Source organism: Flavobacterium arundinis, from assembly GCF_038289855.1.
In the GTDB taxonomy this organism is placed as follows: domain Bacteria; phylum Bacteroidota; class Bacteroidia; order Flavobacteriales; family Flavobacteriaceae; genus Flavobacterium; species Flavobacterium arundinis.
Genome location: NZ_JBBYHR010000003.1, coordinates 64,562 through 75,934 on the forward strand (window position 1 = coordinate 64,562; position 11,373 = coordinate 75,934).

Below are 11,373 nucleotides of genomic sequence, written 5' to 3' on the forward strand. Positions count from 1 at the left end.
CTACTATCTTACCCATATTTGGTGGTAGGTAGAGTTAGCCGGCCCATTCGGAAAATCATCCATTTCCCATCTGTTGGATACACTGCCATCGTTTGCTCCCACTCCCCAGTGGTTAGTACCACCTTTCCAAAAAGGAAATGCCGTAATTGAAGCATTCCCCTGATTAGACCAATAATTATCTGCAGCCCCAGGCAAATTAGCTGTATGTCCTGATAAAGAGGTGAAGTTGGTCGCTAAGCCCGTCATGCCGCCGCTACCGGTTTTCATGTAGCTTATAACCCCTGCCAGGCTGGTTTTAAAGTGCATTACCCTGCTGTGGCCGCTGGTCTTGCCATAAAAGCGTGCGCTGGTGAAAAAAAGACCCGTATTCAGCACGGCCGAAGAGCAATGGCCCCAGGTGGTGGCGCTGGCGCTTTCGTCGGTGCCCAGCGTGTTGCTGCCCAGCAGCGGGAACGAGGTCGATTTTACTACCAATGCCGGTGTAGTGCCCGCTTTGTGCAGGTAGTTAAGCACCAGTGTCCAGCCGCCGCCATCGGTGGTCATGTCGCAATAGGCCTGTACCGGGGAGAATGTGTTTTCACATCCATCAATATCCAGCCAGTATAAACCATCAGCCGAGGATGGGAAATCGGTCTTGATCTTGTTACAGTTTACAGATGTAGTAGTGCTGCTGCTACCGTTCCCAAGGGTCCTTGGGCTGTAGGTTCCGGCAGGGGTTGTGTTTAATGTCCAGTTAAAGCATCCTGTTGCAACAGGTGTGCCTGATGCCGTGAGCGTTACGGTTTGGCTACCGGTGCCGGCAAAGGTGCCCGTGCCGGCAAAAGTTACGCCATTTGCCGTAGCCGAAAGCGAATAAGTGCCTGCAGTAACAACTGTTGCAGTAAATGTAACGGTTAATGCGCTTGTGGTAGCGATGCCAGCTGTCGGATAGCCGAAAGAGGAGGTATACACATAGCCAGAAACTACCGCGCTACCGTTAGACGACGGGTTGACTGCTGTAGTCACGTTAAAGCTGCACGATGGGTTGCTGTTGAGCGTATAAGTTTGAGCGCCTGTAGCCGTAGGCGTACCGCTTGCGTTAAGCACCACAGTTTGCGGTCCTGTGGCAGTAAAGGTGCCTGATTTGGAGTACGACACCCCGTTTACAGGATTGGTAGTAATAACATAGCTGCCTATGGTAGTAACGTTGGCCGTAATGGTTTTGGTAACACCACTTGCCGCTACACCTGCCGTTAGCGTACCTGCCGTAGCGCCGCTGCAATCGTAGCTGGATACTACCGCCGTACCGTTAGACGATGATGGTACCGCCGTAGCGTTACAGAACATAAGGCCATGTGTGTTACCGCCACCTGCGGTACTGGTACGTGTAATAGTAATACTATCATAAGGCCCTGAAGCGCTAATATTAAATATAAGGCCAGAAGTTGATGCGCCTGTGTTGTTAATAGAGGCGGTATTGCCGCTTTGTGTAGCCGTGAAAAACTGAAAGCAGCTGCCTATACTAAGTGGAGCGAGCGTTACAGGTACAGGTACACCTGCTAATGTAGCTGATACCGTATAGCCTTCGTTGTTCTCACCACTTTCATTATTAGTGCCATATACCTGTACGTTTTTTAACGGCACTGTAAAGGTATAGGTAGCGCTTTGCCCTGCACCAAAACTAATTCCGTTGTTTGTGGTCGGCACTATTCCACAATTAGCTGCACCTGAACTTCCACCATCGGTGCTTGTAGTTTTAGCAACCGTTACGGTAGTGCTGCCTACGCTAATGGTTTGCGGGTAGCTGCCGTAAGCAACAGAGCATGAAGTAGCTGCAAAAGCCTCACCAACTGTGCGTGTAAAAGTACAGCTCGGGGTAGTATTCAGTACAAAGCTGGTAGTGCCTGCCGCTGTAGGTGTGCCTGTTGCCGTTAGTACAACAGTTTGCGAGCCAAGTGCAGTAAAGGTACCGCTGCCTGCAAAGGTGACACCGTTCGCGGCGGCAGTGCTTATGCTGTAGGTACCCAGTGCGGTAACGTTTACCGTAACCGTCTGGCTAACGCCGGATACGGCTGTGCCTGCTGTCATGGCACCCGTAGATGCTGTAGTACAGCTGGTAATGGTCATTACAGCAGTACCACCTGTGGTAGGGCTTATAATGTTGCGGTTAAAAGAACAACCAGGGGTTGTATTCAGCGCGAAGCTGCCCACACCTGCCGCAGTAGGGGTAGTAGTGGCCGTAAGGATTATAGGCTGCGAACCTGCCGCCACGGTGCCGGAGCCGGTAAAGGTGACACCATTGGCTGTTGTGCTTATGTTATAGGTACCCGCTGTGGTTACGGTAGCAGTTATGGTTTGTGTAACGCCCGATGGCGCAGTGCCCACGGTAAGCGTGCCGGCAGATCCTGTAGAACAGGTATATGCCGATACTACAGCTGTACCATTACTGGTTAGCGATGTAGCGGTTACATTAAAACTACACGTAGGGTCGGTGTTCAGCGCATACGTAAATGTACCCGTAGCGGTAGGAGTGCCACTTGCGTTAAGCACCACCGTTTGCGGGCCTGTAGCAGTAAAGGTGCCCGATCTGGAATAGGTAATACCGTTTACAGGATTTGTCGTAATTACATACGTACCAGCTGTGGTTACGTTGGCCGTAATGGTTTTGGTAACACCCGATGCTGCTACGCCCATAGATAACGTACCTGCCGTAGCGCCGCTGCAATCGTAGCTGGATACTACCGCTGTACCGTTAGACGATGATGGTACCGCCGTTGCGTTACAGAACATAAGGCCGTGATTGTTGGTGCCGCCGGAGTCACCGATACGTGATATGGTAATACTGTCGTACGGGCCTGTAGCGCTAATGTTAAAGATAAGGCCTGAAGGAGAGTTTACGCCTGTGTTCCTGATAGATGCGGTATTGCCGCTTTGCGTAGGGGTAAAACTAGAAAAACAACTGCCTAAGTTCAGTGGAGCGAGCGTTACCGGTACAGGTACACCTGCTAATGTAGCTGATACCGTAAAGCCTTCGTTGTTCTCACCGCTTTCATTATTTATACCGTATACCTGTATACCTTTTAACGGCACTGTAAAAGTATAGGTAGCGCTTTGTATTCCAGAAAATTGAATTCCTCCACTATACGTTGCAGGTATTATTGCACCGCAGCTATTTGATGCACTAATAGTACCCCCATCGGTAGTAGTGGTTTTAGCAACCGTTACGGTAGTGCTGCCCACGCTAACCGTTTGCGGGTAGCTTCCGTAAGCAACAGAACATAATGACGATACAAAAGCCTCGCCCGTAGTACGGGTAAAGGTACAGCTTGGTGTGCTGTTAAGCACAAAGCTGGTAGTGCCCGCTGCGGTAGGTGTACCTGTTGCGGTTAGTACGATAGTCTGGGAACCAAGGGCCGTAAATGTGCCGCTGCCTGCAAAGGTAACACCGTTCGCGGCGGCAGTGCTTATGTTATACGTACCCAGTGCGGTAACATTTACGGTAAGTGTCTGGCTAACGCCCGATACGGCTGTGCCTGTTGTCATGGCGCCTGTGGCCGTAGTAGCGCAGCTGGTAATGGTCATGGCTGCCGTACCACCCGAGGTAGGGCTTATAATATTGCGGGTAAAGCCGCACGACGGCGATGTGCCTAAGTTATAAGTAAAAGGGTTTGAGGCCGAAGCCGTAGGCGCTCCCGGTGTACCGGTTGCCGTTAAGACTATAGTAGCTAAAGGCGCGGTAACAGTGCCCGAGCCTGAAAAGGTGATACCGTTTACCGTAGTAGTAACAATGTTATAGGTACCCGATGTGGTTACGGTAGCCGTAATGGTTTGTGTAACGCCACTGGCGGGTGTGCCCACAGTAAGCGTGCCCGCCGAAGCGGTAGAACAGTTGTAGGCCGATACAATGGCCGTGCCGCCCGATGTAGGGTTGGCAAGCACATTTCGGGCAAAAGTACAGCCCGGCGCGGTATTAAGCACAAACGAGTTGGAGCCTACCGTTGTAGGCGTACCTGTTGCCGTTAATACAATGGTTTGCGGGCCAGTTGCAGTTAACGTACCCGATCCTGTAAACACTACCCCGTTTATAGACGAAGTAATGTTGTAGGTACCAATGGTGGTAACGTTTGCAGTAATGGTTTGTGTAACGCCTGTAACGGCCACACTGGCGGTCAATATACCTGTGGATCCTGAGTTGCAGCTGTATGACGACACCACTGCGGTACCGTTCGTAGAAGGGTCGGTGCTGCCGGTATAGCTCAAACAGTTGGACCATGCACCGTTCTCATAGGATTTTACACAGTTACTGGATACATCATACACCACCATTCCGTTTACCGGGGTGGTAATGGCGGCCGTATTGGGCACCCGGGTCAGCAGGAGCGCCTTGTTGGCGCTCTCGAGCTCTAAGGAGGAACTTTCTCCTACCGAGGTAGGGTTATCCCCGATCTTCACCTGTGCCGAGGCACATAGAGAGGTGAGAAACGCAAATAATAATAAAATTTTTTTCATGTTACTTGTATTAGGATTGGAAAAAATACGTACTTGTCCTGTGCTGCGCCTTGGATAGCGGCTATGCAAAGCGTTGTTACAATTACCTGTAAGGCATAGTTTCCTATCCCGGCAACTGTTATAAAGTCGTGCCCTGTTTAACCGGCTAAGTATACCGGTAGCAATACAATATGTTATCTTGGAAATACAATAAATTCGAATGTACCTGTCTGCCCTACACCTGTAAATTCCGTAAACTGGATAGTAAAGCCTGTTGTTGTCCTGCTTGTTATCCAGGGTTCGGTTACAGCATCATAGTTCCCTTTAAGAATCATGGATACGTGGTAATTCGCATTCGCCATCGGCGTTGAAAAGTTAACTGTTATTTTATTGCCGGCAGGTTTCGAAGCAGAGGCGACATTATAACCGAGGTAAACTGTAGCTGCTGCCGGGCTGCCGCCTCCGTAAATATCACCCAGCTCTATACTTCCATAAGCGCCATAATTAGTGCTGCCAAACTGAATCCATGATGTACCGTTGCTATACTCCATTACACCTGATGTACTATTATACCGCATAGCGCCAGCGCCTGCTGCTGCTGCTGTTTGTGTGCTTGTACCTACACGTACTGCACCACCTACCTGTAGTGGTGTGGTTGGTGCTCCTACGCCTATACCAACGTTTCCTGTACCGCCCTGAAGGATCATCCTGATCTGTCCATCGGTCTCATCAGAAATGGACAAGTCCCCGTTCGTACCTACAGGCCGCGCCCCGAATGCCCAGGTATGCCCACCCGTACCGGTATGCGTAGAATAAATTGAGCTGTTGTTCCAGTTACTTCCTGTTGAATCTCCTGATAAATGCAGCTTACCAGTAGGTGCGCTGGTACCAATACCAACTTTGCCAGTACCTGTAATTCGCATCAATTCGTTGGAAGAAGTGGCACTTGTTGCTGCGAAAAAGACATGGTTCGAAGCCGTAGCATCTACTTGATAACGTAACATGGCGGGATTAACACCAAAGCCGTAAAACCCATGGTCATTGTTTGTACCTTCATATAATACTAATTTGCGGTTCACTAAACTGTTAGAAAATTGTAATGGTGCATTAGGAGCGGTGTTTCCAATCCCTACATTGCCATCTTCATCAATCGTCATACGAGAGGTAAAGCTTGTATTAAATTGCAATTCGGTCAACCCTGTAGTGCCATTACCTTTATAAAAAGAGTTTATTGCGCTAGGGCCCCAAATGTAAGAAGTCCCGTTCCATCGCCCGCCAAAACTTATACCGCCCGTCGAGTCGCCATTGACCAGGTTAGCAGGCGAAGACTTTGTTCCGCGGCTTTTGAACATTGCCATTCCCGGAGAAGTACTACCAAATGTACTAATTACGAAATCATCTTTGCCATCGTTACCGCTAGCGTTGTTAACAATTTCCAGGGCTGAAATGGGATCTGTTGTACCAATACCCACATTACCAGCCTCTGTTATCTTTAATCCACTTTCTCCACTAGTCCATGGAGCAATTACAAGTCCTCTTGAGGTTGCTGTTCCAACACCGCTGCCAGATGAATTGCCGAAGAACATCCCTGTATCCCCTGAAGAGGATATACCATTGAAGCCTGCTACTCCAACTTCAGGAACAAAAAAGAGTCTTTCAATACCACTCCCGGTAATATTTAAGGCTCTACCATTAATAGTTGCTTCTTCTGATGTTAATTTAGCACTTGGCGTTGCAGTACCAATACCCACCCTGTTGTTTGCCGCATCTACATTAAGCGTGGTGCCATCTACAGTAAAGTGGCTGGTGCCTGTGGTCGCGGTTGAAGCGAAGGCCAGCGTATTAGCCGCCATGGTTACAGTAGTATTGCCGGATAGCGACCCGCTGCCTTTATAGATGCCGCCGGTACCTGTAGAAAGGTCGGCATTGGCTACCGTAGCATCCACAATTTTTGCTGAAGTTACAGCATTGTCAGCAAGGTCGGCAGTAACTACAGTACCATCAGCAATTTTTGCTGAGTTTACTGCATTAGCTGCGATGGTAGTTGCATTGGTGTTGGCCGCAGCGGTCACATCTCCGGTAAGGGCAGCCCTCTCAAAGCTGGTACCGTTTAGCGTTACTGTAGTAGAGCCTGTATATGCGGCCTTATCTACAACAACCCATTTGGTACCGTCGGAGTAATACAACCCCGGGCTCACGGCGGTAGTGCCGCTACCGGCAGTAGCTGTATTATACACAGTCATACCCGCTACAAAGGCACTTAGCGGGCTGGCGCTTGTGGTGCTGCTTAGCGCCACACGCGGGAACAAAACACCCTTGTTGGTGCTTTCTAACTCAAAAACAGCGTTACTGTTCACGTTTGTAGGGTTGTCCCCGATCTTCACCTGTGCCGAGGCACAAAGCGAGGTGAAAAACGCAAATAATAATAAAATTTTTTTCATGTTACATGTATTAGGATTGGAAAAAATACGTACTTGTCCTGTGGTGTGCGGATATAATTATCATGATTACTTTCGGCCGGTATACCAGTCGGCATGCTTGTCTTTTTTGCCCAGGTACCACGTAGCCCCTACCGAAACTGTTGAAAACATACCGGTAAGGTTGTTCGTGGGGTCGGCGGGCTTCCCGTCCCAGGTGAGGTGCTGCCTCACGCTGTACAATGCCGAAAGATCCATGTTTACCGCAAGCCTGTCGGTTATCCTTACCTGGGGTGTAATGCCCAGTATCCATCCGCCGTTGTCTTCGCGGGCGCCTCCCGACTTGAACCGGGAGACAAATACCCCGGCATGGGCCAGCAGCCCCAGGCGTCCGGAAAATGACTCAAACTTCAACACCCTGCCTATGTTGGCCACGCCCTGAAGGCCTATCCTCCGGGAACCCGAGTCGAATGGCAGCGACCCGCTACCGGAAACGCTGCGGAAACGGTCGAGGCCAATGTCGGCCTTAAGGCCAAAATGTTCCGAGAGCATGTACCTGCCGCCAATGTCTATGTGGCTTATCTCTGAGAAGAACATATAGCGTTCGGGATTAGAGACATAATATCCTTCTGTAAAGGGACGCACAGGTTTGTTTTGGCCCACCATTACCTCCACAGACCATTGGTTGAAGGGGGCATCTGCCGGGCGGCGTCCCGTTTGAGCAAACAGCGAGCCTGTCCAGATCAGGCCAAAAAGAGCATATCGGAATTTTTGCATGGGCCTTAGTATTAGTTATTAATTACTTTCTGCTTCAACACGGTACCGCCTGTCAGAGGCCGTAAGAACGAACAGCAGGAATAGAAACAGTCTGATCTTCTTCAAACTATCAAGGTTATTGTTGAAATTTTAAGAAGTCAGTGCGTTATTTAATGTTTATTAGCTTCGCATCGGCATAAGCGCCGTTTGAAAGTTTTATTTTAGCCATATAAACGGCTTCTTCATGATTAAATGGCTTTGTAAGCTGTGTGCCGGAAAGTTTGTCGTACACCTCTATCAGCCTTCCGGCCAGGTCGTATACCTCTACTCTTTCCAGGAACCTGTTCGAGCTTACATTAAGCTGCCCATTTTTTATGTAGGCAGTAGCCGTAGTATGATCGATGTCGCCGTTATTTAGGTCGGGCATCTGGTACACTACATAAAACCTGTCATTCTGGCTTGCTGCTTCTATAGGGAATGTATAGGGATTCACGGACAGGTCGCGGTATATGCCATACGCACTGTCATACAGGTATACGGTTACACCCTGTGTAAAAACACCCTCCTGGTTGCTTATAGAAATGGTGAACTCGCCTTCATCCGTGCTACCCTTCGATACGCCAAGCGGGACAATATCGGTAACTTCAAAAGCAGGCCGCGTATTGATAGCGATCTTCTGGGTATCTATAAAACTGTACAGCTGCGAGGTGCTCACACTGTTTCGCCCTGCATCATACAGCCTGTCATAACCCATAGTAGCCTCTTCAAAATAGCCTATCTGTATCTGGCTGAACACACCGTTAGCCCCGGTCATAGTAAGCTTGAACCTGTCGCGCTCCTGTACATCCTCTGCTGCCATCCTGAAAAAGTTGTCATTCCCGTTGGTTATCCGCATACAGTTTGTATAGCTGATACTACCGGTACCCAATGCCTTTACCCTGAAGCCCTGCGCTGAAGCGATTTTTCCGGTAGGCAATTGCGATGATGGCGAGGTTATTACATTACCCGCAAGGTTCCATAGCGCATAATCTGCCTGTGTATACTGGCCTGCACCGCTAACTGTAGAAGCCGTGGCTGCCGTCCAGAAGTAAAGGGTACCATCGAGCAGGTCGTTTGCCCTTAAAAACCTTGACGCATCCAGCGCGCTGGGATACGGATTCGCAAGCAGCTCATAGCTGGACCCCCCGTTTGGAGAGGCAGGATTGTTTGCCACAGTAACGTTTACAGTACCATTGTTTGCAGTACCGGTTAGGGGTAAATTTACCCTGGCCTGTGTAGTAGCATCTGTAAAGGGCGCCTGCTGCTTAATCCTGGTAATAAAACCTTTACCGTTTGTAATAGCCGTGAGGTTTTGCCAGCCTCCGCCTGCCCCGGTAACGTATTTATATTTCTGGTCGAAAGCCCCTGCGGTAGTTTGACCTTCTGCGACAGCATTGTTCAACTGGCTATAGAAGTCTTCTGCTATAGGCGTACCCCAATAGATATAATCTAACTTGCGTTTCAGCCCGGTTGTTTTTACCATTGCTATAGCCGGCGCCGGACTTGTGGTACTGCGCTGCACAATAGATGCTTCCGATTCCATATTTACCTTTCCGCTACCCGTACACCCATATACAATTTCCAGATACTGCCCGTTCGCAAGGTTTATATCTGCATTAAGGACTAGCGAGTTACAACTAAGGTTATCGCTGTATGGGGCATTTATAACTACCGGATCTAACAATGTAGGCGGAGATGGGCTCCAGGAAGTTCCGTCCCAGGTTTTAACATTACCCGAAGACGCTACAAGCGGTGCACAACCATCTACTTTACCCGCCAGGGTAAAGTACCTGTATGTAGCAAGATTTACACCCGTGGCAGTTGCCGAGCCTTTAGTAATGCTGCTGTAACCGCCCAAAGCCGACACAAAGTCTACTGCAGAGTTCAGTTCCTCCCATTTGGCGGTGGCGCTGTTATAACCTACCACTACTATATTATTGATGTCGTTTCCCGTAATTGATGCCATGCCGCTTGACGCCCTCCATGTTAAGGACACCGTTGCCGATGCTGCCGTACCCTTTATATCCCAGTACTCTACAGAAGATATTGCTGTAAGGGTAGTTTCCAATGCGGTGCTCACTGTAGCGGGATTTGTAAGGTAATATGCCGCATCTGTCGCTGTGGCAGTGCCGGAAACGACTTTAACCGGTGCATAAACCCCTCCATCGCCCAAAGGATACAAAAATGAGTCACTCCCATTATAAGAAGCGTATCCGTTTATGTAATGACTGTCTGAAGCGCCGTTTGCAGTTACACCCGATTCAAAAAGGAGCTTACCGTAAGCTGTAGTGTTTTTAAATGTAGCTGTTGCCGCAGGAGTATTCCCGAAATTATAGGATCCTGTAGCAACATACATTGACACTTCCGAAGCGACATAGAGACTTCCGTTGTTTTGTACCTGGGCATTTGCATTTATAAATGAAAAAACAACCAGTATCAACACACACGAACCAGCGTATAACCTTCTTTCTTTTTTAAGAGTAAATCTTTTTAACATAATTTGATTTTACAGGTTAACTTTTTTCTGCAGTAAGCCTTTTCTTTTAATAAAATAAAAGGCCAGTAAAAGCCCAAGTAATGCTAAGTATACCTGGTAATTGTCTATAGGCACCTCATCCGGCGGCGGATCAGGCCCTTCATCCTCTTCTTGTGCAAACACTACCAACGGCAATGCAAACACAATAAAGCAATACACTTTGATTGTAAGTAACTTCATATTGAAAAATTTAATATTAACGTAGGATTGTAATGCTTATGCCAGAAGGGCAGGCTTAAAATAATATGTTCTTATATAAGGCAAAATTACCCCCACTGCTAAGAACTCTATATTTAAATATTGACACGGCTGTTTAAAAATTAACAAAATATTTAACATAAAAAAAGGGACTTTCGATGTGAAAATCCCCTTTTATTATGTTGTCTTGCTTTTAATCCAGTGTTGCTTTCGATAGGCATCCGGGCTGAGGCCGGTAAACTTTTTAAATGTAGCACAGAAATTTGATGAGCTGTAAAAACCCATATCTGCTGCCACCGCAGCAACAGGAAGGTCTGTCGCTTCAAGAAGTAATTTTGATTTTTCTATTTTCCTGTTGAGTATATAACTATAAGGTGTAGTGCCCATAAATTGAGAAAACATTCTAATAAGATGGTGTTTTTTCCATTTGGTTATAGGCACAAGGGTGTCGATATCTATTTTCTCAGAAATATGATCATCTATGTACCTTACAACATCTTTTATACGCAGCGGCGCATCCTGGTCGATAGTATCTTTAGCCCTTACTACATCGATACTTTTATACTTGTAATTATTCAACACTATAGCAACATTAGTTTTAATGTCAATAGCTTTGAAGGGTTTCATTATAATACCGTAAGGCCTTGTTTCCTTTATTCGTTCAATGGTTAATTTATCGCTATAAGACGTAATAAATATGTATGGCAAATTATCCTTTAATAATAGATCAAGGGCAAGGTCTATACCATCTTTATTTCTGCCTAAATTTATATCCATCAATACCAGGTTAGGCCTTCGTAATTGAATTACTTCTAAAGCATCTTCAACAGTTGTAGTATGTTCTATAAATGTGTAGCCTTCTTCTTTTAATATCTCCTGTATGTATCTAGCTACAATATAGTCATCTTCAACAATCAATATTTTTACACACATTTAATTATATTTTCATATTTAACAAAG

6 protein-coding genes are annotated in these 11,373 nt (G+C 47.4%); all 6 read right to left on the bottom strand.

The genetic code is table 11. The annotated features are described in order from the left end of the window. Positions 1–3: 3 nt before the first annotated feature. The 6 genes from AAEO56_RS05940 to AAEO56_RS05965 all read right to left on the bottom strand — a co-directional run bounded on the left by AAEO56_RS05940 (position 4) and on the right by AAEO56_RS05965 (position 11,346). The gene (locus AAEO56_RS05940) at positions 4–4,488 is read right to left on the bottom strand and encodes a beta strand repeat-containing protein (protein ID WP_341696116.1); all 4,485 of its coding nucleotides are present in this window, start codon (positions 4,486–4,488) and stop codon (positions 4–6) included. Between the two features lie 173 nt (positions 4,489–4,661). Beyond that, positions 4,662–6,908 (bottom strand): hypothetical protein, encoded by a 2,247-nt coding sequence (locus AAEO56_RS05945; protein ID WP_341696117.1) that lies wholly within the window; start codon positions 6,906–6,908, stop codon positions 4,662–4,664. Positions 6,909–6,974: 66 nt separating this feature from the next. Continuing rightward, the gene (locus AAEO56_RS05950; protein ID WP_341696118.1) at positions 6,975–7,661 is read right to left on the bottom strand and encodes a hypothetical protein; all 687 of its coding nucleotides are present in this window, start codon (positions 7,659–7,661) and stop codon (positions 6,975–6,977) included. Positions 7,662–7,806: 145 nt separating this feature from the next. Beyond that, positions 7,807–10,176, bottom strand: a complete 2,370-nt coding sequence (locus AAEO56_RS05955) for an RHS repeat domain-containing protein (RefSeq protein WP_341696119.1) — start codon at positions 10,174–10,176, stop codon at positions 7,807–7,809. A gap of 9 nt (positions 10,177–10,185) precedes the next feature. Then, positions 10,186–10,395: a hypothetical protein gene (locus tag AAEO56_RS05960; RefSeq protein ID WP_341696120.1), complete on the bottom strand. Its 210-nt coding sequence runs from the start codon at positions 10,393–10,395 to the stop codon at positions 10,186–10,188. A 195-nt stretch (positions 10,396–10,590) separates the two neighbouring features. Continuing rightward, entirely contained in the window at positions 10,591–11,346 is a 756-nt protein-coding gene (locus AAEO56_RS05965) for a response regulator transcription factor (RefSeq protein WP_341696121.1), read from the bottom strand. Positions 11,347–11,373 lie beyond the last annotated feature (27 nt).